This window comes from Nocardioides kongjuensis (assembly GCF_013409625.1).
Lineage (GTDB): Bacteria > Actinomycetota > Actinomycetes > Propionibacteriales > Nocardioidaceae > Nocardioides > Nocardioides kongjuensis.
The window spans coordinates 5,098,963-5,120,260 of sequence record NZ_JACCBF010000001.1 but is presented as its reverse complement, the minus strand read 5'-3'; the positions used below and the strand labels follow the sequence as shown (position 1 = coordinate 5,120,260).

General features: G+C 69.7%; 21 protein-coding genes. 2 read left to right on the top strand and 19 right to left on the bottom strand.

Going from position 1 to position 21,298, the window contains the following annotated elements; all coding sequences use genetic code 11:
• The first annotated feature begins 79 nt into the window (after positions 1-79).
• Positions 80-1,318 carry an IS256 family transposase gene (locus BJ958_RS24570; protein WP_179725696.1) on the top strand — a complete coding sequence of 413 codons (1,239 nt, stop codon included), beginning with the start codon at positions 80-82 and terminating at the stop codon, positions 1,316-1,318.
• A gap of 393 nt (positions 1,319-1,711) precedes the next feature.
• On the opposite strand, the gene BJ958_RS24565 is transcribed toward BJ958_RS24570, so the two are convergent.
• From BJ958_RS24565 to BJ958_RS24480, 18 genes are all read right to left on the bottom strand, one after another.
• Positions 1,712-1,900 (bottom strand): hypothetical protein, encoded by a 189-nt coding sequence (locus BJ958_RS24565; RefSeq protein ID WP_179729415.1) that lies wholly within the window; start codon positions 1,898-1,900, stop codon positions 1,712-1,714.
• 136 nt (positions 1,901-2,036) lie between these two features.
• Complete coding sequence (locus BJ958_RS24560; protein WP_218865959.1) at positions 2,037-2,594, bottom strand: TetR-type transcription factor C-terminal domain-containing protein; 558 nt, start codon at positions 2,592-2,594, stop codon at positions 2,037-2,039.
• Between the two features lie 120 nt (positions 2,595-2,714).
• The gene (locus tag BJ958_RS24555; RefSeq protein ID WP_179729413.1) at positions 2,715-3,167 is read right to left on the bottom strand and encodes a MaoC/PaaZ C-terminal domain-containing protein; all 453 of its coding nucleotides are present in this window, start codon (positions 3,165-3,167) and stop codon (positions 2,715-2,717) included.
• Positions 3,164-4,204 (bottom strand): acyl-CoA dehydrogenase family protein, encoded by a 1,041-nt coding sequence (locus tag BJ958_RS24550; protein WP_179729412.1) that lies wholly within the window; start codon positions 4,202-4,204, stop codon positions 3,164-3,166. The genes BJ958_RS24555 and BJ958_RS24550 overlap by 4 nt, the downstream gene beginning before the upstream one ends.
• Positions 4,205-4,206: 2 nt before the next feature.
• Positions 4,207-5,313 carry an acyl-CoA dehydrogenase family protein gene (locus tag BJ958_RS24545; protein ID WP_179729411.1) on the bottom strand — a complete coding sequence of 369 codons (1,107 nt, stop codon included), beginning with the start codon at positions 5,311-5,313 and terminating at the stop codon, positions 4,207-4,209.
• Positions 5,310-6,362 (bottom strand): ABC transporter permease, encoded by a 1,053-nt coding sequence (locus BJ958_RS24540; RefSeq protein ID WP_179729410.1) that lies wholly within the window; start codon positions 6,360-6,362, stop codon positions 5,310-5,312. Before BJ958_RS24540 ends, BJ958_RS24545 begins: the two co-directional genes overlap by 4 nt.
• Positions 6,359-7,912 (bottom strand): sugar ABC transporter ATP-binding protein, encoded by a 1,554-nt coding sequence (locus BJ958_RS24535; protein WP_179729409.1) that lies wholly within the window; start codon positions 7,910-7,912, stop codon positions 6,359-6,361. The genes BJ958_RS24540 and BJ958_RS24535 overlap by 4 nt, the downstream gene beginning before the upstream one ends.
• Before the next feature lie 52 nt (positions 7,913-7,964).
• Positions 7,965-9,098, bottom strand: coding sequence for a sugar ABC transporter substrate-binding protein (locus tag BJ958_RS24530; RefSeq protein ID WP_179729408.1), 1,134 nt, complete (start codon positions 9,096-9,098; stop codon positions 7,965-7,967).
• A gap of 85 nt (positions 9,099-9,183) precedes the next feature.
• Positions 9,184-9,546 (bottom strand): carboxymuconolactone decarboxylase family protein, encoded by a 363-nt coding sequence (locus BJ958_RS24525; protein WP_343052783.1) that lies wholly within the window; start codon positions 9,544-9,546, stop codon positions 9,184-9,186.
• Complete coding sequence (locus BJ958_RS24520; RefSeq protein ID WP_179729407.1) at positions 9,543-10,691, bottom strand: thiolase family protein; 1,149 nt, start codon at positions 10,689-10,691, stop codon at positions 9,543-9,545. Before BJ958_RS24520 ends, BJ958_RS24525 begins: the two co-directional genes overlap by 4 nt.
• A 27-nt stretch (positions 10,692-10,718) precedes the next feature.
• Positions 10,719-11,420 (bottom strand): SDR family oxidoreductase, encoded by a 702-nt coding sequence (locus BJ958_RS24515; protein WP_179729406.1) that lies wholly within the window; start codon positions 11,418-11,420, stop codon positions 10,719-10,721.
• Positions 11,417-11,863: a hypothetical protein gene (locus tag BJ958_RS24510; protein ID WP_179729405.1), complete on the bottom strand. Its 447-nt coding sequence runs from the start codon at positions 11,861-11,863 to the stop codon at positions 11,417-11,419. Before BJ958_RS24510 ends, BJ958_RS24515 begins: the two co-directional genes overlap by 4 nt.
• Before the next feature lie 46 nt (positions 11,864-11,909).
• Positions 11,910-13,376, bottom strand: coding sequence for an aldehyde dehydrogenase family protein (locus tag BJ958_RS24505; protein WP_179729404.1), 1,467 nt, complete (start codon positions 13,374-13,376; stop codon positions 11,910-11,912).
• Positions 13,377-13,425: 49 nt separating this feature from the next.
• Entirely contained in the window at positions 13,426-14,535 is a 1,110-nt protein-coding gene (locus BJ958_RS24500) for an LLM class flavin-dependent oxidoreductase (RefSeq protein ID WP_179729403.1), read from the bottom strand.
• 124 nt (positions 14,536-14,659) lie between these two features.
• The gene (locus BJ958_RS24495) at positions 14,660-15,055 is read right to left on the bottom strand and encodes a RidA family protein (RefSeq protein WP_179729402.1); all 396 of its coding nucleotides are present in this window, start codon (positions 15,053-15,055) and stop codon (positions 14,660-14,662) included.
• Between the two features lie 10 nt (positions 15,056-15,065).
• Positions 15,066-15,929, bottom strand: coding sequence for an amidohydrolase family protein (locus BJ958_RS24490; protein WP_218865958.1), 864 nt, complete (start codon positions 15,927-15,929; stop codon positions 15,066-15,068).
• Positions 15,930-15,934: 5 nt separating this feature from the next.
• A complete protein-coding gene (locus BJ958_RS24485) occupies positions 15,935-16,333 on the bottom strand; it encodes a RidA family protein (protein WP_179729401.1) in 399 nt (132 codons plus the stop codon).
• Positions 16,334-16,360: 27 nt separating this feature from the next.
• Complete coding sequence (locus BJ958_RS24480) at positions 16,361-17,551, bottom strand: LLM class flavin-dependent oxidoreductase (RefSeq protein ID WP_179729400.1); 1,191 nt, start codon at positions 17,549-17,551, stop codon at positions 16,361-16,363.
• A gap of 206 nt (positions 17,552-17,757) precedes the next feature.
• Between BJ958_RS24480 and BJ958_RS24475 the strand changes: the two genes are divergently transcribed.
• Positions 17,758-18,909: a flavin reductase gene (locus BJ958_RS24475; protein ID WP_179729399.1), complete on the top strand. Its 1,152-nt coding sequence runs from the start codon at positions 17,758-17,760 to the stop codon at positions 18,907-18,909.
• A 43-nt stretch (positions 18,910-18,952) separates the two neighbouring features.
• Here the strand turns inward: BJ958_RS24475 and BJ958_RS29235 are convergent, their stop codons facing one another.
• Positions 18,953-21,241 (bottom strand): LuxR C-terminal-related transcriptional regulator, encoded by a 2,289-nt coding sequence (locus BJ958_RS29235; RefSeq protein WP_179729398.1) that lies wholly within the window; start codon positions 21,239-21,241, stop codon positions 18,953-18,955.
• Positions 21,242-21,298: the final 57 nt, after the last annotated feature.

Genomic DNA, 21,298 nt, shown 5'->3' with positions numbered 1-21,298 from the left:
TGCCGGTGACGTAGGCGGCCATCGTGCGACGGTCAGTGAGTACTTGCGACAGACACTCACGAATAGGACACGAAGCACGATGGCCTTGGACAATGCTGCACTACTCGAGGTACTTGAAGCCATGCAGGCCGGCGGGGTCGAGGACCGCGTCCGCACCGCGGCACAGACGATCTACCAGGCGTTGATCGACGCCGAGCTCACCGCTGTGATCGGCGCCGGCCCCTGGGAACGCACCGACCAACGCACGACACAGCGCAACGGCTCCCGGCCGCGGACCCTGTCCACGACCGCCGGCGACCTGGAACTGCGGATCCCGAAGCTGAGGTCGGGATCCTTCTTCCCCTCACTGCTCGAACGCCGACGACGGGTCGACCAGGCCTTGTTCGCGGTGGTGATGGAGGCCTACCTCCACGGTGTCTCGACCAGGAAGGTCGACGACCTGGTCAAAGCACTCGGCGCGGACACCGGGATCAGCAAGTCCGAGGTCTCCCGCATCTGCGCGGACCTCGACGAGGAAGTCGGCGCGTTCCGCGACCGGTCGCTGGGCGAGATCACCTACCCGTACGTGTTCCTCGACGCCACCTACTGCAAGGCCCGCGTGAACCGTCGCGTGGTGTCCCAGGCCGTCGTGATCGCCACCGGAGTCACCGCCGACGGGCGCCGTGAGGTCCTCGGGTTCGACGTCGGGGACAGCGAGGACGGGGCGTTCTGGACCGCGTTCCTGCGCGGTCTGAAGGCCCGCGGCCTGGGTGGTGTCCAGCTGGTCATCAGCGACGCCCACACCGGCCTGAAGACAGCGATCGCCGCTGTCTTTGTCGGCGCGAGCTGGCAGCGGTGCCGGGTCCACTTCATGCGCAACGTCCTCGCGGTCGTACCGAAGGGCAACGCTGAGATGGTCGCCGCCGCAATCCGCACGATCTTCGCCCAACCCGACGCCGAGCACGTTGGTGAGCAGTTCGAGGTCATCGCGGCGATGCTCGGCAAACAGCTGCCCAAGGTCGAGCAGATGTTGCGTGATGCCCACGACGACCTCCTCGCGTTCACCGGGTTCCCGGTGTCGCACTGGAAAAAGATCTGGTCGACCAACCCCTTGGAGCGGCTCAACAAGGAGGTCAAACGCCGCACCGACGTCGTCGGCGTCTTCCCAAACCCCGAGGCCCTGCTCAGGCTGGCCGGGGCCGTCCTGGTCGAAGCCCACGACGAATGGCAGGTCACCGCCGAACGTCGCTATCTGTCCGAACACTCCATGGAACTCATCACCGGCACCAACAAGACCGAGCAGGAGGTGGCCAAGCCCGAACTCATGACGGCATCATGAGAACCACTGACCCGCACGGTGTCGAGGAAACTCCACCACGACGCGGGACGTCACCGGTGAGGGGATTCGAACCCCTGACCTTCTCGTCGCACCTGAGCCTCGCCGGAAGGCTCCGAGTTCCTGTCAGAATCTCGGGTTCCTTCGACGAACACCCCCATGGAAGCCGGGGAAGCGGCCACCGTCACCTGTGACTGTCGTCTCGACTGTACGTCGCCGTCTCGGCGAATTTCGACCGCGATCGTCGAATACTTGGAGAATATGTGGAGAGTCCGCGCTTCCGGCGCCCTCGCGGGGCCGACGGTACGTGGTCGACTGTCGCGCACTGCAGACGTGCTGGACGGAGCTCAAGGATCCCGACGGGCCGCCGCGTGGAACGAGAGTTCCCGCGAGCCTTCAGAGGTCTTCGACCTCGGAACGCAACGCTTCGGCCACGGCACGAAAGGACACTACCGTCGACGGGCACGGCTCCCAGTACGGCGCACCAGCGGCAGCCTGCGCTCCCAGATCCTCGTACTTCCGGGCGATCTTCAGCAGCGCCGCCCGAAGGCCGGGCGTCGTGCCGTTCGCTGTCGTCGTGTCCATGACTTCCCGTCCCTTCCCGGCCTCATTGCCAGGACCATTGGACATCGCGGTGGCCCGGCGACGCATCCGCAGAACTACCTGTCGCGGTACGTACATCCGGTCGCCGACTGCGTACGAGTCGCGGCAGCCGGGCGGGTCAGTCGCGTGGAACCAGCCCGCCGATCAGCATCTCGGCGAACATCTCGCCGATCTCGGACGGCGAGAGGCTGCCGTCGAGGTGGAGCCAGGTGTGTGTCCACGCGCCGGTTCCGATGATGCCGAAGGCGATCACGCGAGCCGGTCCGATCGGCCGGAACGAGCCGTCCTTCATGCCGTGGTCGATCAGGTCGACGAAGTAGCGCTCGAACTCGTCGCGCTTGCGCTGGATCTCGTCGAACGTGCTGCCCTCGAGAAAGCGGCGCTCCTGCAGGAAGACGGTGATCTCCGCCTTGTAGACCGCCATCGGCTCGAGAAGTGCTTCCCGGATGAGCTTGCGCAGCCGCTCGGCGGCCGGCAGACCCGGTTCGGACATCACTGCGCGCGCCTTGGACAGCTGGTGGTCGATGAACTCGTCGTGGACGCGCTGCAGCAGCTCGTCCTTGCTCTCGAAGTGGTGGTAGAACGCACCCTTGGTGAGCCCGGCCGCATCGACGATGCTCTGGACCGACGTGGCGGCATATCCCCGCGCCTCGAACAGCTCGACTCCCGCCTTCACGAGCGCGTTGCGAGCGCCTTCGGGATCGCGGAGTCTCTTGCGACGAGCGTTCGCGGCTTCTGTCACAGGGAACACCTCCTCGCTGGAGGTCCTTCCTCCAGCTTCCGACTGACCGGTACGTTAGCAACCCGCTCGGGTGCGCACCACGTTGACCATCTCGCCCTCGTGCACGACCTCGTCGCGCTGGTTGAGGATCTCGACCCGCTGCACCACGACCCCGCGTGCTCCGTCGCTGGTGGTCCGCAGGTCGACGATCGTCGTCCTGGTCCGCACCGTGTCGCCGAGGTGGACCGGCGCCCGCATCACCCAGCTCCGGATCTCGACGAAGGCGACCAACGGCTCCCCGACGAACGGGAGCTGGCCGCGCTGCCCCGTCGCGACCGACAGCACCAGGGCACCGTGGACCAGACGGCCTCCGAATCGCGAGCGGGCGGCGTACTCGGCGTCGACGTGCAGGGGATGGAAGTCGCCGGAGACCCCGCAGAAGGCGACCAGGTCGGCCTCGGTGAGGGTGCGGCCCGTGCTCGTCCACGCGGCGCCGCGCTCGAGGTCGTCGAACCAGAGGTCGCTCATGCGGGCAGCCCGTCGACGATCCGATGCCACACAGCGGGGAGCCCCGTCGCGTCCACCGAGGCGCCGAGCTCGGCGTCCCAGTCCGCGCCGGTGCCGAACTCGCCGCGCCAGCCGAGGGCCGGCATCGAGAACCGGTGCAGGTCGTGCTCGCGCGTCGTACCGATGGCGCCGAGGACCTGGTGCGCTGCTCGGGTCACCGGCCCTACCGCATGGGAGCTGCAGGACTTCGCTACTGCAACGGAAGTGCGGGCAGCGCGAAGGTCCTGGACAGCGTCGGCCTCCCGGATCGCCGCGGCCACTGCGGCGCGGGCGAGGGCGGTCTCGGACGCGGCGTCGGCGAGCATCCCCTGCACGGCCTGGAAGGCGAGCAGCGGGCGCCCGAACTGCACCCGAATGGCGGCGTGCTCCACGGCGAGGTCGACGCACCGCTCGAGCGCGCCGACGATCTGGACCGACCGCAGCAGTGCACCGCGCAACCGGAGGTCGACAACGTCATCAGGCGCGACCGGCAGCCGTTCGGCGATGCCGGGGACGCGGGTGCGTGCCCGGCGGGAGGTGGGCAGACGACCGTCGGTCGACCAGGTCAAGTCGGCACTGGCGTGGCGCGACACAACCGCACCGTCGCCGTGGACCTCGACCAGCAGGACCGTGTCCACGTCAGCCCCCCACGGTACGTCGACCGCCCGGCCGCTCCGTGCGACGCCGACGCTCACCACGTCATCGCCCGTGGTCCAGCCGAACCTGTCGGCGAGCCACCGGCCGAGCAGGTCGTGCTCCCCCAGTGGGAGCGCGACCCCGTGCCGAGCCGCCGATCGGTGCAGGGTCCACATCTCCGGCCACCGTGCGCCGGACCCGCCGCGGTCCTCGGGCGTGGTGAGCAGGGTGACGCCGAGCTCGTCGACCTGACGCCAAGCGTCCCGGTCGAGCCCGGTCGGCTCGCGGTCGGACCAGGTCCGGGGAGCAAGGTCGGCGAAGAGCCGGTCGAGCATCGACGAGAAGTCCGGGTCGACGTCGAGACCTGCGTCCGAGATCTCCATGGTCACGCTCCCAGTCCCTTGGCGACGATGCCGCGCAGCACCTCGTTGGTCCCGCCCCGCAACGTGAAGCCGGGGCGGCGGCTCAGGCCGTCGGCCGCCAACCGGTCGACCTCCGGGTCGAGCACGTCGACCACCCACTCGGCCAGGTCCTCGGCGATGTCGCCCTCGGAGCGCGTGCCGATCCCCTTGACCATGGCGGCCAGGAGCTCGGCAGGCACGTTGGCCTGGAGCCGGGTCGCGACGTCGTACGACAGGTGGTGCAGGGCCGCGAGGCGGGCCACGTGGCGACCGACGCCAGCAGCCGACGCACGCACGGGCAGGCCGTTCGCGGTCAGACCCGCCAGGCCGGCGAACGTGGACAGGAAGCGCTCGGGCCCGCTTCTCTCGAACTTGAGCTCGGAGGTGACCTGGCGCCAGCCCTGACCGACCTCGCCGAGCACGTCGGTGTCGCTCACCTCGACGTCGTCGAGGACGACCTCGTTGAAGTGGTGGCTGCCGTCGAACGAGTGGATCGGGTTGACCTGAACGCCCGGTGCGTCGAGCCGTACGAGGAACTGGGTCAGGCCCTCGTGCCGGTGGGCCGGGTCGAGGGACGCGGACCGGGCCAGCACGAAGAACGCGTGGGCACGGTGGGCGCCCGAGGTCCACACCTTGGTCCCCGAGAGCCGCCAGCCGCCGTCGATGCGAGTGGCGCGGGTGCGCACGGAGGCGAGGTCCGAGCCGGAGTCCGGCTCGCTCATCCCGATCGCCCAGTACGACGTACCGCGGGCGATGGCCGGCAGGAACTCCTCACGCTGGGCAGGCGTCCCGAAACGCAGCAGCGACGGGGCGATCTGCCGGTCGGCGATCCAGTGGGCCGCGACAGGTGCCCCTGCGCACAGCAGCTCCTCGGTGACGACGAACCGCTCGAGGTACGTGCGCCCGTGCCCGCCGTACTCGGTAGGGATCGTCATGCCCAGCCAGCCCCGCTCGCCCAGCTTCCGGCTGAACTCCTCGTCCCAGCCGGCCAGCCAGCTGTCGATACCGGGCACGAAGGCGCCCGCCGCACGCTGCTCCTCGACGAAGGCGCGTACCTCGGCCCGCAACGGGGCGAAGGCCGAGGGCGTCATGCCACACCTGCCCGGCGCGGGCCTCGCTCGGCGACGGTGATCGCGACGGCGACGATCAGGATCAGGCCCGAGAAGACGTCCGGCGCCCAGGCCGGGCCGCCGGCCAGCGACAGGCCCAGCGAGCCGGTGCCGATCACGAGGACGGCGAGCACCGCACCCCACGGGTTGAACCGGCCGTGTCGGAACTGGGTCGCTCCGAGGAAGGCCGCGGAGAACGCGGGGATCAGGTAGTGCGCGCCGGCATCGGGCGCACCGGCCTGGAGCCGGGCCGCGAGGATCACGCCGGCGAAGCCGGCCAGCGCGCCGGACACCATGAAGGCCACCACCTTGACGCGGTTGACGCGCACGCCCATCAGGCGCGCCGCTTCGGTGTTGTAGCCGGTCGCGTAGAGCCGGCGGCCCGCAGCGGTCTGCTCCAGCACGAGGCCCATCGCGACCATCAGCGCGATGACGTAGAGGAAAGCGACGTTGATGCCGGCGATCTCGCCGATGGCGATCAGGTTGAAGTCCCCGGACATGCGCTCGGTCAGCACCTTGTCCCCGGACAGCGCGACCGCCATCGCAGCGACGATCGCGCCAGTCCCCAGCGTGGCGATGAGCGACTCCAGGCGGAGCCACACCACCGCCACCGCATTCGCGAGGCCGACCAGCGCTCCGGCGAGCACCCCGCCGAGCGCACACAGGATGGGTTGGAGCGTGGTGGTCGCGAGCAGGTGCCCGGCCACGACGCCGCCGAGGCTCATCGTCGAGCCGATCGAGAGGTCGAACAGCCGGGCCGACAGGACGACGACGAGACTCAACGCGGCGAGCGCGGTGATGGAGTAGTCGCTCATCAGGGTCGTGACGGTCGCGCGATCGAGCCAAAGGTCGGGGATCCAGAGCGCGAACAGGCCGATCATGGCGAGCCAGACGTAGACCGCGCCGATGGTGCCGAACCCGAGGCCCCGCAGGGCACGGGGCCGGTCCGCGCGGGTGCCGGAGCCTCCGCTACCCCCGGTGGCCGTCACCGCTGCGGTGCCGGCCGTCGTACCGCTAATGGTCTCGCTCATCGCTGTCCACCCATCTGTGCCAGGGCCGCGTCGGGCACGGACCGCCGCCGTGCCATCGCGGCAAGAAGTCCTGCCTCGGTCACTGCATCACCGACGAGCTCGTCGACGACCTGCCCGTCCACCAGCACCAGGACGCGGTCGGCCATGCCGACGAGGTCGTCCAGGTCGGCCGAGCAGACGATCGACGGTGTTCCCGTCGCCGCCAGGTCCCGGACCAGCCGGTAGATCGACTGCCGCGCCCCGATGTCGACACCACTCGTGGGGTCGTCGAGCACGAGCACCTTCGGGGCACCGATCAGGCCGCGCGCGAGAGCGACCTTTTGCTTGTTGCCACCGCTGAGCAGGCTGTAGGCCCGGTCCGGATCGCTCGGTGCGACGTCGAGGCGCTCGATCCACTCGCGCGCCACGTCGCGCTCACGGCGTCGCGAGATCCAGCCTCGTCGTACGACGGCCGCGGGGCGGGCCAGACCGATGTTCTCGGCGACGGTCTGCTCTCCGACGGCCGCTGCCGGGTGGCTGTTGGGCAGCACGAGCGCGATGCCGCGGCCGCGTGCCTGCCGCACCGACACTACGGTTTCGCTGGGTGCGCCCGCCATCGTCAGCCTCAGCTGCGCCGGGAGCGCGCCGGCGAGAGCCGACGCGAGCTCCTCGCGCCCGGACCCCGCGATGCCGGCGATGCCGAGCACTTCTCCCTCATGCACCGACAGGTCGACGCGACGCAGCAGGTCTGTCGTCAGGTCGGCGACCGTGAGGACCGGTGATGCCGCGTCGGGGACGGGCCGCAGGTGAGCGCGCCGTCCGATCTCGGCCACTGGGCGACCGACGATGAGCTCGGCGAGCGCGGCCTCGTCCATGCCCTCCGTGTCGTACGTCCCGAGGCTGCGCCCGTCCCGGAGCACCGTGAGCCGATCGGCGATCCCGAGCACCTCACCCAGCCGGTGCGAGACGTAGATGATGCTCACGCCCCGCTCACGCAGGTCGGCGATGACCTGCATCAGCCGGTCGACCTCGGCCGGGGGCAGGGCCGCAGTGGGCTCGTCCAGCACCAGAACCTTCGGTACGCCGTGTGTGTCATCCAGAGCACGCGCGATCGCGACCGCACTGCGCTCGACGGCCGCGAGGCGACCTGCGGGCCGGTCGATGTCGACCTCGACGCCGACTCGAGCCATCAGGTGGCGGACCCGTTCCCGATGGGCACGCCAGGCGATGCGACCGAGCTTGCCGGCGAAACCCGCGGTCAGTCCCACGTTCTCGGCCGCGCCGAGCTCGTCGACGAGACCTAGGTCCTGGTGGACGAAGCGCAGGCCGGCGGCGAGCGATCCGGCCGGGTTGCCCGGATCGAGGCCGACGCCGTCGACCTCGACCCGGGAGCCGGGGTCGGGGCGGTGGAATCCCGAGAGGACCTTGATGAGCGTCGACTTCCCCGACCCGTTCTCACCCACCAGGGCGTGCACCTCACCGGCACGGACCTCGAGGTCCACCCCGCTCAGCGCGCGCTGAGCGGGAAAGGTCTTGCTCACGCCGCTCAGCCGGAGTCGCACGTCGCTCATCTCCCACACCCCTGTCTTGTCTGGATGGCTCAGTCCGCCGCCCGGGTGGGCGTCAGGACAGGCCCCACAGCGCGCGGTACTGCTCGCGGTAGTCCGCGACCGTCGGGTAGGTCTCGGACGCGGTGGGCTGCGACTCCTTCGTCACGATCCACTCGGGCCAGGTGTCCCGGTCGGTCGACGGCGTCGTGTCCGCCCCGTTGAACGCACGGATGAAGTAGTCGACGGCCCGCCACATTTCCTCGTCGCTCGCGGCGGTCAGCACCGCGGTGAGGAAGTCGCCATCGGCGAGGTACTGGTTGGCCGCGACGTTGTAGGCACCGAGCCCGACGACCTGCACGTCGGCCGGGCTGAGGCCGGCCGAGCGGAGTGCGGCCGGAAGGCCGACCGCCATGTCGGTGAGCCCGATGTCGACCCAGTTGACGCCGGCGTTGCGCCGCAGGTACGCCGCCACGCGGGTCGGGAGATCCTTGCCGAGGCTGGTCGAGGGCAGCTCCAGGATCTTGACGGAGCACTTCGCGCAGGCTGCCTCGACGCTGGCCTTGTAGCTCTCGGCCATGACCTCGAGGCTGGGCAGCACCTCGCCGACCGTGACTGCGACCGCGTTGAGCTGGTCTCCCGCCTTGGACAGGGTGTACTTGGCGATCGTCTCGCCGGCCGCCTCGTAGGTGTCGCGGCCGAGCAGGACACCGGTCACGCCGCCGCCGACGGGGTCGACCATGTTCATGCGCAGCACCGGGATCCCCTTCGCCTCGAGCTGCTGGAGCTCGCTGTCGAAGAACCGCCGGTCGTGGCCGAGTCCGATGACCCCGTCCGGAGCGAGCCGCACGGCCTGCGCCCACGCCGTCTTGATCTCCTCCGGCGTCGCGCCGGTCGGGATCACCTTCAGGTCCCACCCGACGGCGTCGGTGGCCTCTTCGAGCGCCTTGCCCAGTGACTCGCAGGCCGGGAGGCTGCACTGCAGGTAGGCCAGCTGCTTGCCCTTCGGGACCGTGTCGACCGGGACGTCGAGCCCGATCGACGTCGGCCGCTCGAGCAGGTCTGCAACCTGTGCCGCCATCTCCTTGCCGAGCGCCTGCGCCTCGCCGGCGTTGGCTGCGCCCGACTCGTCGTCCGGGGCACTGCAGGCCGTCAGGGCCAGACCCAGGGCAAGAGCGGCGCCCGCGGCACCTCGAACCAATCCACGCATGGGAGACTCACTTTCCACTCATTACACACCGACCGGTCGGTTTGATTTGGCCAACCGTATGGCCCCGGTCACATCGCGTCAACCCCTACGTGGTCGCGTTCTCCTGAGGCTCAATGCCGGCGACCGGCAGAACCTCGTCCAGCACGGTCAGCGCCGACATGGCGCGCGGCCATCCGGCATAGAAGGCCAGCTGCAGCACCAGCTCGGCGATCTCGTCGCGGCCGACGCCGCAGGCCGCGGCCCGTGGCCCGTGGAACCTCAGCTGCTCGACATTGCCGCCTGCGATCAACACCGACAATGTCGCCAGCGCCCGATCCCGCGGGGACAGACCAGGACGGCTGAGGACATCGCCGAAGAGTGTGGTCTCGGTCATGTCGGCCAGCCCCGGCGAGAAACGACGGACCGCCACGAGCGCCTCTGCCAGCGCGGCGTCGGTCTCGGCTGTCACAGCCCCTCCAGGACGAGCGCGTTGGCCATCCCGCCGGCCTCGCAGATGGTCTGCAGCCCGTACCGGATGCCCTCTCGCCGCATGCGATGCACGAGGGTCGTGGTCAGGCGCGTGCCGGAACAACCCAGCGGATGGCCCAGCGCGATTGCGCCACCGTCCGGGTTGAGGAGCACCGGGTCGGCGCCGGTCTCGGCGAGCCAGGCAAGCGCGACCGATGCGAAGGCCTCGTTGACCTCGACCGAACCGATGTCCGCGAGCCGAAGGCCGGCACGAGCCAGCACCTTGGCCGTCGCCGGTATCGGGCCGGTCAGCATCATGACCGGATCGACACCCACGACCGCGCTGCTGTGCACCCGCGCCAGCGGCTCGAGGCCGAGTTCGGCCGCCTTCTCGGTGCTGGCGAGCAGGACCGCAGAGGCGCCGTCGGAGATCTGTGACGCGTTCCCCGCAGTGACGCGACCGTCGTCCGCGAACGCCGGACGCAGCTGCGCCAGGCGCTCGAGCGACCCATCTTCCCGAATGCCCTCGTCGACTGCCACGATCCCGTCCTCGGTGCGGACAGGCACGATCTCTGCTTCGAAGTTGCCAGCAGAGCGCGCGGCCGCGGCCCGAGTGTGGGACTCGAGGCTGAACTGGTCGAGCACCGTGCGCGAGAAGTCCCACGCCCGCGCGATCAGCTCCGCGGCCTGACCCTGTGAGAACTCGACGTCCGGGTAGCGCGCCGCGATCGCCGGCCCGCGCGCGGATCCGTGGCCGCTGGACCGGGTCGCCCCCATCGGCACCCGCGACATCGACTCGACGCCCCCGACGACCACCAGGTCGTAGTGCCCCGCCACGACGCCGGCGGCCCCGAACGCGAGCGCCTGCTGCGAGGAGCCGCAGGCCCGGTCGACCGTCGTACCCGGCACGGTGTCGGGCCAGCCCGCCGCGAGGGCGGTCCAGCGGCCGACGTTGGAGGACTGCTCACCGATGCTCGTCACGCAACCCCAGATGACATCCTCGACGAGACCCGGGTCGACGCCGGTGCGCTGCACCAGCGCGGAGAGCACCTGGGCGCCGAGGTCCACCGGGTGGACCGAGGAGAGGCCGCCTCCCCGCTTGCCCAGCGGGGTGCGGACGGCATCGATGATCACGGCTTCAGCCATGTCTGACCTTTCGTTTCGGGCGGCCGGTCACGCGAAGCTGCGTCCGCCGCAGGAGTAGAGGACCTGACCGGTCACGTACGACGCAGCGTCGGAGGCCAGCCACTCGACGGCTTCTGCGATGTCCAGGGGTTGGCCGGGCACCTCCAGCGGAATGGCGTCGACGACCCGCTGCCTGACCTCGGCGGGCATGGCGAGGGTCATCTCGGACTCGACGAAGCCCGGCGCCACGGCATTGACCCGCAGCCGCGGAGCGAAGGCGAGCGCGTGGGCCCGGGTGAGCCCGATGACGCCGCCCTTGGCGATCCCGTAGTTGAACTGGCCGACGTTGCCGAGCTGGGCGCGCGAACTGATGTTGACGACCGCGCCGTGGTCGACGAGCAGCGGTGCGATCGCCTCGGTCAGCGCGTGGGTGCCCCCGAGGTTGACCCGGACGACGGCACGGAAGGCGGCCTCGTCCATGCTGCGCAGGAGGCTGTCGCGGGTGATGCCGGCGTTGTTGACCAGCACACGCGGGGCGCTGCCGCCCTCCTGGACGGCTGCGACGATCCGGGTCACGTCCGCAGGATCGGCGATGTCGGCGCGGACGCCCGAGCCGCCGAGCTCTGCCGCGGTGTCGTGCACCCGCTCGTCCAGGTCCACGAGCAGGAGGGCGTGCCCGGCCTCGGCGAGCCGGGCTGCGATGGCCTGCCCGATGCCGCGGGCGGCACCGGTGACGATGGCGAGGCTCACGGCAGCATCGCCCCCACGTGGGAGGAACCGACCATCACCGTCTGCCCCCGTCCGACCCCGGTCGCCACGAGGAACTCGACCGTCGCCGCCACGCGCGACGGGGGCTCGGCGCCGTCGTACCCGATGACGCTGGCGTACTCGTCCTTACGCAGGCCCTCGAAGGCCAGGCACCGTCCGCCGGCCACCAGTCCGACGGCGACCGCCGCGTCGAGCGGAGCCCCGCGACCGACCGCCGCCGCCGCATCCACGACGAACACGACGGGCGCGTTCTCCTGGGCCGCGGCATGAGCCAGTCGGTACGCGCGCGTCAACTCCTCCTCCGCCTCGGCCCACGTCGTCACCCGTGCCGGCCCGAAGACGACACCGTCCTCTGCGCGTCCCCCGGACGAGCCGAGCTCACCCAGAGCCGTTGCCAGGGCGGGGTCCGCCACCTCGATCCTCATTGCGCTCCTCTCCTCCACGTCGCCTGATCCGTCCTCCTCCGTCCGCTCACCAGCGGGAGACGACGAGCTTCTCCTCGGTGTAGAAGCGGAGCGGGGCGTCGCCGCACACGTGGGTCTCGCCGTAGAACGAAGCGCCGAGTCCGCCCATCACGAAGTTCGCGGGCGGCGCCGGGAAGGTGTTGATGCCGATGTTGCCGGCGCGGGAGGCCCTCTCGAAGCGTCGGGCGGCGCTGCCGGACCGGGTGAAGAGCGTCGATGCATTGCCGAACTCGGTGTCGTTCGACAGTGCGATCGCCTCGTCGAGGTCACCGACCCGGTGCATCGCGATGACCGGCCCGAAGGTCTCCTGGAACTCGGCTGGGTGGGTCGGGCGGAGGTCGGCCAGGACCGTCGGCCCGACGAAGTATCCTTCGCTCGAGGCCGACGGCGTGCGGGGGACGACGCCGCGTCCGTCACGCACGGCGGTCGCACCTGCGTCGACGGCCTCGCCGATCAGGCCCTCGAGCCGGGCCCGGCTGGCCGCGCTCACGACGGGGCCCATCGTGGTGCCCTCGTCCAGGCCGGCGCCGATCACCAGCTGGTCCGTCAGCATCGCGACCCGCTCGACGATCTCGTCGTACACATCGTCGAGCACGATGATGCGGGTGCCTGCGAGGCACCGCTGACCGGCCATGCCGAAGGCGGAGGTCACGATGCCCTCCGCCGCGAGCCGGAGATCGGCGTCGGAGGCCACCAGGATGGGGTTCTTCGCGCCGCCGTTGGCCTGGACCCGCTTGCCGAGAGACGACGCCCGCTCGTGGATGGCCTTCGCCGTCGGCGTCGAGGTGATGCAGGAGACCGCGGCGACGTCCGGGTGGTCGATCAGCCGCTTGCTGACCTCGGCCCGTCCGTGCACGAGGTTGAGGACACCATGGGGCAGGCCCGCCTCGGCGAAGAGGTGGAAGAGTGCGGTCGTCGCGATCGGGTCCTGCTCGGACGGCTTGACGACGAGCGTGTTGCCGGTCACCAGCGCCCAGGCCGAGAACTGGCTGGAGTTCATCACCGGGAAGTTGAACGGCGTGATCGCCACGCACACGCCGAGCGGCTCCCGGGCGTTGCGTGCCTCGATCGGTCCAGCGACGTGACCGGACCGTGAGTGCATCAGCATCGGCGCGGCGAGGGCGGTGTCGATGAACTCCGCCGCCCGCATCACCTCGCCGCGGGCCTCCTCGAGGGTCTTGCCCTGGTCGAGGCTGATCGTGCGTGCCAACTGCTCGCCGTTGCCGACGACGTTCGCGCGCATCATGTGCAGGTACTGCACCCGGCGCGTGATCGAGAGCTCGCTCCACTCCTCGAAGGCCGCGGATGCGGCCGCCACGGCGGCGTCCACCTCGGCATCCGTGGCTGCTGCCAGCTCGGCAACACGTCGTCCGGTCGCGGGGTCGAACACGTCGATCCCGTCCGATCCGGACCCGGTGACGAACTCTCCGTCGATCCAGTGCTGGGGCTGCGTGACGTCCTGGGGGTTGTTCATCGAAGACTTCCTTCCGCTCGGGGGTCGGTTCCGGTGGGCGATGCCGCCCTCAGGCGAGGGCCGGGGTGCCGTAGGGAACGCCGAGATCCCCGCCGACGTGGTGGTCCTTCAGCGCCGGGAGCACCTCGCGCGCGATCAGGTCGAAGTTCTTGTCCGCGACATCCTCCGGCATTCCGCCGAAGGCCGGCACCAGCAGGACGCCGCCGGCGTCGAGCCGGTCGACGTACGAGAGCAGCTTCTCGACGACCTGGTCCGGCGTGCCCCAGACCTGGAGGTCCGCGAGGAACCCGGCGAAGCCGTCCACGCCGTGCTTCTCGATGTTCCGCGCCAGTCCGGCGTAGTACTCGTAGCCGTTGATCTGCGCGAACCCGACGTTGTCGAACTCGTAGTGCTCAACGGTCGAGAGCGCGTAGCGCTGCAGGTACTTGTCGCGCATCTCCTGCGCCCCGGCCTCGGTGTCGGAGACGCCGGTGAACACGCAGATGATCGGCTTGGGCGGCTCCTCGCCGTTGATCTCGAGGTAGCGCCGCCGGTAGGTCTCGAGCTCGGCCTCCACGGTCTCCCACGGCTTCTGGGCGATGACCATGAGCCCAACGCCGAGCCGCGCCATGATGTCCATCGACTCGGGCGAGACGGCCGACGCGAAGCTGCGGCCACGGAAGGATGCGTAGGGGTCGGGGCGCAGGGTCACGCGCGGCTGCTGGTAGAGCTCGCCGTCGTACTCGATGACGCCGGACTCGAGGCCGGCCAGCACGGCTTCGGAGTACTCCACGAAGCGCCGGCGAGACTCGCCCATCGGCACCCGGAAGCCCTCGAACTCGACCCGGCCCAGTCCGCGGCCCATCCCGAGGATCGCCCGCCCTTGGGACAGGTGGTCCAGCATCAGGAAGCTCTCGGCTGTGCGGATCGGGTCCTGCCAGGGCAGCACGGTCACCATTGTGCCCAGGCGCAGCCGCTCGGTCTGCGCCGCAACCCAGGCGAGGAACTGCGGCACGTTGGGCGTGAGCTCGTAATCGGTGAAGTGGTGCTCCGGGACCCACAACGAGTCGAACCCCGCCTCCTCGGCCCGCTGGGCGTACCGCACCTCGCTGCTGATCACGTCGCGGTCAGTGCGTGCGCGATCGAGATTCTGGAACGTGAGAGTGATGCCTGTGTGCATGGAACCTCTACCAGCCTGTCTGAGTCATCCGGTACATACCGACCGGTCGGTTTATTTGTAGGAGAATAGACCGCGTGCGCGCGAGACCGCAAGCCCCAGGGGAGGACGCGCCGCCCGGCCGCTGTCAGCCGGCGTCTGGGCGCACCGCGATCACGTCGATCTGGACCCGGATGTCGGAGGCGAGACCGACGACGAAGGTGCAACGCGCCGGGTAGGGGCCGTCGCCGAAGGCATCCTTGAATGCCGGGATGAACTCGAAGCGGTGCTCGTCGTGCCGCAGGTAGCAGGTCGTCTTGACCACGTCGCGTCGAGAGAGACCCGCCTCGCCGAGGATGTGGTCGATGTTCTCGAAGGCGATCCGCACCTCGTCGGCGATCGTCACCGCATCCTCGCGGCGCTTCAGGGTCGTCGGGTCCATCGCGAGGCCGGTGGCGAACGCGAGCGACTCCGTCGCGGTCCCGGACGAGAGCCCGGCCCCACTGTAGTCACCGACGGCGGCGGGGTTCAGGTACTGCGTCATGACGTGCTCCTCAGCTCGAGACGATCAGGTCGAACGGGCGGTTGTAGAGGATGTCCTCGACGACCTCCCTCGGAATGGGCAGCGGCATCGCGAGATCGGCGATCGCCAGGAAGTCCCGGGCAGCGTCGCCCGGATGGAAGGACGGGAAGTCCGAGCCGAAGACCAGGCGATCGGTGACATGTCCTTCGATCGCCAGCCGCAGCCCGTTGTACATCTGCCAGGCCTTCACGGGCATCGTCGAGACATCGGCGAATACGTTGCGGTTCTTCATCATCAGCTCGACGGTCTCGTTCATCCACGGCTTGCCGAAGTGCGCGAGTAGGATGTTGGTGTCCCGGAACTCGCGGGCGACCTTGTCGAGCATGCTCGGGTAGGCGAACTCGAGGAAGCCGTCAGGCGCGAAGACGCTGGCCTGGTGGAACATCAGGAAGATGCCCTCCTCCGCGGCGACCCGGTAGACCTCGTAGGCCTCGTCGCAGTGCGGGTGGAAGCCCTGGTACGGCGGTGACAGCTTCACGCCGTGGAGGCCGAACTCCCGGATGGCCTGGCGCAGCGCGGCAGCAGCCCCTGGCTGCGTCGGATCGACGCTGCCGACGGCGATGGCACGGCCTTTGTTGGCCTGGAGGTACTCCCCCAGGTAGTCATTCGGCACAAACATGCCCATCCGCGCGATCTGCAGCCCGATCAGCGCGAACCTCTCGACTCCGGCCTCCGCCATCACGCGCGAGTGCTCGGCGAGGTCGGCCTCGCCGAAGGCCGGCCGGCCGACGAGCTCGGTCCCGCGGTCGGTCCACACCGGCCCGCAGTGCTCGGGCTTGAAGATGTGGGTGTGCCAGTCCACGAACGGCCGCAACGGCACCACCTGCTCGGACATGCCGCTCATCCCGCCTGGGCGCGCGGACGCACGGCGATGGCGTCGAGCTCGACCCGGCAGCCTCCGGCGATGCCGACGGAGTAGGTCACCCGCGAGGGATACGGGCCATCGCCGAAGAACTCCTTGTAGGCCGTCCAGAACTCCGGCCGGAAGGAGTCGTCGCTGAGGTAGCAGGTCATCTTCACGATGTCGCGCCGTGTCGCGCCGGCAGCGTGCAGGATCTCGTCGATCTCCTCGAGGCACAGCCGGGTCTCCGCGGCAACAGTCACCGCATCGGCACGCCGAGCCATCGTCTCGAAGTCGAAGGCCATACCGCCTGCGAACACCCAGTCACGGGTCGCCGTCCCCGGGTTCATGCCGTACTCCGGATAGGGCAGGCCCGCCGGGTTGAGGTACTCCGTCATGTCGTCCTCCTCCGTTGGTGACGCGAGTCAGTGGATGGCACTGGCCGGGAGCTGTGCGCCTGCCTCGTGGAGCGCGGGCATGATGTGCTCGGCGAAGAGGCGCATCGCCCTCGAGATCGCCTCGTTGCTGTCGATGCCCGGGACACCGAACTGCAGCAGCCAGTTCTGCACGTGGTGGGACGCCGTCATCCGGAGCATCTGCTCGCGTACCGTCGCGGGCGATCCGATGAACAGGTGGTCGCGCTCATAGAGGAAGTCGTAGGCCTCGGCGTCGGAGAAGCCCTGCCAGTCGACGCTCGACGGGTCCTCGTCGGCGTCCAGCCACACGGAGATGTCGCGCACCGCGCAGACGAAGCGGAAGAAGTCAGCGATCGACGACTCCGTGGCCGCGCGGGCCTCCTCGTCGGTGTCGGCGACGAACGCCATGCGGAGCACCGACGTGTTGACACCCAGCGGCAGGGTCTCGCCGTGCGCCTCGCGATAGGACTCCTGGTAGGCCTCGTTGAGGCCAGTGAGCACCTTCCCGGTGGGATACCAGGTGATCGCGCCGATGCCCTTGTGAGCGGCGTCTCGGAAGCCACGCTCGGACTCTGTGACGGCGAACAGCGGCGGATAGGGGTCCTGGTAGCACTTCGGGTACATCGCGAACGCGACCAGGTTGCCCTCGTCATCGAGCCAGCCCTCGGGCTCAGGAGCGCCGGGTGCGTGGATGTACTTGGTGTCAGGCGTCGGCAGCGTGTAGCGCTTGCCCTGGTAGCTGAAGACTTCCTCGGTCCACAGCTTCTGCACGATGTCGTACTTCTCGTCGAAGATCTCGATGCTGCTGTCCGCGCCACCCCAGCGGTCGGCCTCCGGATTGAGGTTCTTCACCTCGATCGGGAGGATGCCGCGGCCGAAGGCCACGTCGAGGCGTCCGTCAGCGAAGTGGTCGAGCATCGCGAGGTCCTCGGCCACGCGGATCGGGTGCCACAGGGTGATCGAGACGGCGGCCATCCCGAAGCGGATGTTGGTCGTGCGCGCCGCCAGGTCCGCGGCCAGCAGGATCGGGTTGGGACTCGCGTCCGTCCCGTCGACGTCGAAGTGGTGCTCACCGAGCCACACCCGGTCGAAGCCCAGCTCGTCCGCCAGTTGGGCGTGCTGCCGCGCGGCCTGGAGCACGCCGTTCCACGACATCTCGCCCGTCCGGTTGGTCAGGGCGTAAAGCAGATCGATCTTCATCGCAACTCCCAGTCACTCGGTCACTCGTCCGCCGTATCGCGAACGTACCAGTCGGTATCTTGTCTGGCTCGGTCCTGCGCGTCAACCCACTCGCCTGGCGCAGTTTCAGGTTCAGTCAGTCCAAAGAGGACCATTGCCAACGTGAGTCCGATCACCGTAACATACCGACCCGTCGGTTTGTAGTGCTCATCAAAGGAGATCTTGCCATGTCTACGACCATCGACAGCCACCAGTTCCGTGAAGTGCTCGGTCAGTACCCGACCGGTGTGTGCGTCGTCACCGCTGCACCGGGCGAGGGTCCTGCCGCAGGGTTCGTGGTCGGTTCCTTCACCTCGGTGTCCCTCGACCCGCCGCTCGTGGCGTTCTTCCCGGACAAGAAGTCGACGAGCTGGCCGAAGATCGCCCCTGCCGGCCACTTCTGCGTGAACATCCTCAGTGCCGACCAGGAGCACCTGTGCCGGCGGTTCGCGTCGAAGGCCGAGGACAAGTTCGCCGGGGTGGACACGCGTGCCGCGCCGACGGGCGCGCCCATCCTGGACGGCGTCGTCGCCTGGATCGACTGTGAGCTCGAGTCCGTTGCAGACGCCGGCGACCACTACATCGTCCTCGGGCGCGTTCGCGAGCTCCAGATCGAGACCGGCGCGCTCCCCCTCCTGTTCTTCCAGGGCGGGTACGGACGCTTCTCCCCTCTGTCCCTGGCTGCGACGACCGTCCGAGGCACCCTCACCGACGAGCTCCGCGAGCTCGACCTGATCCGCGGCGAGATGGAGTCCCTCGCGACCGATCTGTCGTCGCGGTGCGTCGCGACGGTCGTCGACGGCGAGGACCTGATCGTGCTCGGCAACGCAGGCAGCCCGGACGCCGGCGCGCGGGCGACACTGGTCGGGGTGCACCTCCCGTTCGCCCCCAGCTACGGCTCGGCCTTCGCCGCCTGGTTCGACGACGAGCGCCTCGACGACTTCGTCGGACAGGTTCCCGCCGAGAGCCGGGACGAGGAGCGCCGCCGGATCACCCGGGTCCGGGACCGCGGCTACTCGGTGGGCCTGATCAACGGCGCCCAGCGGGAGTTCGCCTCGGCCCTGAGCCTGCTCGAGCAGGACCCGAACGCCCGCGACCAGGCCACGCTCAAGCCGCTCGTCGAGCAGCTGCACTACGACCCGGTCGTCCTCACCGACGAGGACAAGTCCGACATCCGGGTGATCGCCGCACCCGTCTTCCGCGCGGGCGGCGAGGTGGCGCTCGCGCTGACCGTCTACGGCTTCCCGAAGCCGAACGGCGCTGTGGACGAGTACGTCGCCCGGCTGCTCGAGGCGACGCAGCGAGCCTCGCGCCTGCTCGGCTTCGAGGACGACGCCTGACCTGGACCACGGCACGGGGCGCCCGACGCCCCGCTGCCGCCGGTCACGGGCCATCGGCCGCGCGGCCGATCAGCGCCGCGAGCTGAACCCGGTTGGCGAGGTCGAGCTTGCCGAGGATGTGGTCCACGTGCTTCTCGACGGTGCGCACCGAGATGAACAACTGCGCCGCGATGCTCCGATTCGTGAGCCCGGCGGCCACGAGACTCGCGACCTCCATCTCGCGCCTCGTCAACGGCACGTCGTACGGCTCGGTATTCCCACTCACCTCACCCAGCGCGAAGCCGATGGCGGTGTCCATGTCCCAGGCGGCTCCCTCCGCATAGGCGGCCTCCGCCCGGCGGTCGTGCAGGCGCAACGTCTCCTGCGTCTCCTGGTGATAGGTCAACATCGAGCGGCTCGCCTCGATCGGCATGCCGACCTGGCGCAGGACGGTCTCAGCCGCGCCCATCAACCGGCCGGCACGGGTCGACTCACCGTTCGCCGCCGCGATCCACGACATCGCCTCGAGACAGACGCCGACGCCGAGCCGGTCGTCCAGCGCCCGCTTGGCACGCAGACTCGCTCGTTCGAGCGACTCCGCCCCGTCGATGTCACCCTGCCTCCACTTGTCGATGCCGTACGCCCACAGCGAGAAGGAACTCCACCAGGACTCACCGACCGTTCCGGCCAGGTCCTGGCAACGCCGCTGCCAATGCACGGCCCGCTCGATGTCGCCGGCGAAGCCGTAGGCGATGCCGAGCTCGAAGAGGGAGTGGAGCTGCCCCGTCAGGTGCCCCAGCTCGGCGAAGCCAGCGACGGCGGACTCGAGTCGGTCGATTGACGTCGCGAGGTCCCCCTGGAACATCGCCAGCAGTCCCCATGTCTGCACCACGTACGTCGCCAGCGCCCCATCCCCGACCTCGTCCGCGATCCGGCCGGCTTCCTCCAGCATCTGGGGCACGGTCGCGTGGTCGTTCTGGAGCACGGCCAGCCAAGAGCTGAGTCGAAGGGCCCGACCGCGGTCGGTCGTCGCCGAGGCGTCCGCAGCGAGGAGGGTGTCGAGCCACAGGCGAGCCTCGCTGAGGAAGCCGCTCGCCAGCCAGAAGTTCTCGATGCTCGCCACGAGCCGCATCCCGCGCCGGGGGTCATCGGCCAGGCACGACTGCAACGCGACGCGGAGGTTCGGGTAGTCCCAGCGCAGGCGGTCCAGCCACTCGACCTGGGCGGGGCCCGACCACCCATCGTCGGCTCGCGCGGCGAGCGCAGCGAACCACTCGCGGTGCCGGCGGTCCAGCTCGGCGAGCTCGTCGGCGTCCAGCCGTTCGGCGCCGTACTGGCGGATCGTCTCGAGCATCGCGTAACGGGGCTCGCCCGCCTGCATCACCCGCGTGATGATCGACTTGTCCACGAGGCCCGAGACGAGCTCGAGGATCGAGTCGCGCGTCGCGTCGCCGGCCACTGTCTCGGCAGCCTCCAGGCTGAAGCCGCCGGAGAAGACCGACAGCCGCGACCAGAGCTGGCGCTCCCGCGGCGAGCAGAGCTCGTAGGTTCCGTCGATGGACGCACGCAAAGACTGGTGCCGGGCGGGCGCGGTCCGGCTGCCCTGCGTGAGCAGGTGGAACCGGTCTGCAGTCCGGGTGACCAGCTCGCCCAGGGGGAGCAGCCGCAGCCGTACGGCGGCGAGCTCGATCGCCAACGGGATCCCATCGAGAAGACGGCACAGCTCGCGGATCTGCTCCTGCTCGTCCGGGGTCACCACGAGCCCCGGGACAGCCGACGAGGCACGGTCGAGGAAGAGGCTCATCGCCTCGCTCTCGGCGGACGCACTGCCGTCGGACGCCACCGAGAGAGGCGGAACCCGGACGACGGCCTCACCGTCGAGGCCGAGCACCTGCCGGCTGGTCGTGAGCACGCTGAGGCCCGGACAGGCGCGCAACAGGCTGTCAACCAGGGAGGCGATCGGCTCGACCAGGTGCTCACAGTTGTCGAGCACGAGGAGCACCCGCCGGTCACCGAGGAACTCCACGACCGTGTCCAGCTGCCAGCGGGCCGACTGCTCACGCACTCCGAGGGCGGTGTTGAGGGTGTAGCCGAGGAGGGCCGGCTCGAGCACGTCCGCGAGGCGTGCGAACCGCACCTCGTCGAAGTCGTCGCGGGCACGCGTCGCCAGCTCGAGCGCCAGCCTGGTCTTGCCGACACCGCCGAGCCCGATCAGGGTGACCAGGCGTGAGCGCTCGAGCGCTTCCCGCGCCAGGCTCTGCTCACGACGGCGTCCGATGAACCGGGTGAGCTCAGCTGGGACGGCGCCCGGGCCGTCCGCCTCGCGGCGCGCACCGGAGGAAGGCTGGACCACTCTCCTAGTCTGCCGCACCTCGTACCAGCCGGACCCCGCCGTGAGCGTCATCTCGAC

Bases quoted from the DNA above. Each gene is read 5' to 3' on its own strand.
- BJ958_RS24570 (WP_179725696.1), top strand. From the start codon at position 80: ATGGCCTTGGACAATGCTGCACTACTCGAGGTACTTGAAGCCATGCAG.
- BJ958_RS24565 (WP_179729415.1), bottom strand. From the start codon at position 1,900: ATGGACACGACGACAGCGAACGGCACGACGCCCGGCCTTCGGGCGGCG.
- BJ958_RS24555 (WP_179729413.1), bottom strand. From the start codon at position 3,167: ATGAGCGACCTCTGGTTCGACGACCTCGAGCGCGGCGCCGCGTGGACG.
- BJ958_RS24550 (WP_179729412.1), bottom strand. From the start codon at position 4,204: ATGGAGATCTCGGACGCAGGTCTCGACGTCGACCCGGACTTCTCGTCG.
- BJ958_RS24545 (WP_179729411.1), bottom strand. From the start codon at position 5,313: ATGACGCCCTCGGCCTTCGCCCCGTTGCGGGCCGAGGTACGCGCCTTC.
- BJ958_RS24540 (WP_179729410.1), bottom strand. From the start codon at position 6,362: ATGAGCGAGACCATTAGCGGTACGACGGCCGGCACCGCAGCGGTGACG.
- BJ958_RS24535 (WP_179729409.1), bottom strand. From the start codon at position 7,912: ATGAGCGACGTGCGACTCCGGCTGAGCGGCGTGAGCAAGACCTTTCCC.
- BJ958_RS24530 (WP_179729408.1), bottom strand. From the start codon at position 9,098: ATGCGTGGATTGGTTCGAGGTGCCGCGGGCGCCGCTCTTGCCCTGGGT.
- BJ958_RS24520 (WP_179729407.1), bottom strand. From the start codon at position 10,691: ATGGCTGAAGCCGTGATCATCGATGCCGTCCGCACCCCGCTGGGCAAG.
- BJ958_RS24510 (WP_179729405.1), bottom strand. From the start codon at position 11,863: ATGAGGATCGAGGTGGCGGACCCCGCCCTGGCAACGGCTCTGGGTGAG.
- BJ958_RS24505 (WP_179729404.1), bottom strand. From the start codon at position 13,376: ATGAACAACCCCCAGGACGTCACGCAGCCCCAGCACTGGATCGACGGA.
- BJ958_RS24500 (WP_179729403.1), bottom strand. From the start codon at position 14,535: ATGCACACAGGCATCACTCTCACGTTCCAGAATCTCGATCGCGCACGC.
- BJ958_RS24495 (WP_179729402.1), bottom strand. From the start codon at position 15,055: ATGACGCAGTACCTGAACCCCGCCGCCGTCGGTGACTACAGTGGGGCC.
- BJ958_RS24490 (WP_218865958.1), bottom strand. From the start codon at position 15,929: ATGTCCGAGCAGGTGGTGCCGTTGCGGCCGTTCGTGGACTGGCACACC.
- BJ958_RS24485 (WP_179729401.1), bottom strand. From the start codon at position 16,333: ATGACGGAGTACCTCAACCCGGCGGGCCTGCCCTATCCGGAGTACGGC.
- BJ958_RS24480 (WP_179729400.1), bottom strand. From the start codon at position 17,551: ATGAAGATCGATCTGCTTTACGCCCTGACCAACCGGACGGGCGAGATG.
- BJ958_RS24475 (WP_179729399.1), top strand. From the start codon at position 17,758: ATGTCTACGACCATCGACAGCCACCAGTTCCGTGAAGTGCTCGGTCAG.